We start from the raw sequence: 453 nt of genomic DNA, 5'->3' as shown, positions 1-453 counted from the left end.
GATCGGAAGAGCACACGTCTGAACTCCAGTCACATGTCAGAATCTCGTATGCCGCCTTCTGCTTGAAAAAAAAAAACACTTTGCCCATCCATAAACTCCCTAAAATTTAGATCAAGACCTACCATTTATATTAAACGGTACTTCTAGTTCATATTTGCAGTATAACAAATATAAAAAAACAACATTAATAACTTTTTCTGATAAAATCATGTTTTTTCTTGTTGTTCAAATAAATTTAATTTGAACGTTTGCACTCAACAATATCCCAGAAAAGATGAGCAACATCTGTACCACCAAAGCGTTTAATTTCACGAATTCCAGTAGGAGATGTCACATTTATTTCTGTTATATAATCTCCAATCACATCAATTCCCACAAGAAGAAGGCCACGTTTCTTTAAAACAGGACCAATACGTTCACAAATTTCATGATCACGTTCTGTTAAATCAATAT

1 protein-coding gene is annotated in these 453 nt (G+C 33.3%); it reads right to left on the bottom strand.

Annotation, left to right across the window (positions count from 1 at the left end; genetic code table 11):
• Nucleotides 1-235: 235 nt before the first annotated feature.
• The coding region (locus J7R13_RS08935; RefSeq protein WP_484791361.1) for an ATP-grasp domain-containing protein at nt 236-453 on the bottom strand (218 nt) is incomplete at its 5' end.

The organism is Bartonella taylorii 8TBB, assembly GCF_902825155.1.
GTDB lineage: Bacteria > Pseudomonadota > Alphaproteobacteria > Rhizobiales > Rhizobiaceae > Bartonella > Bartonella taylorii_A.
This window is presented reverse-complemented; position numbering and strand designations above follow the sequence as displayed.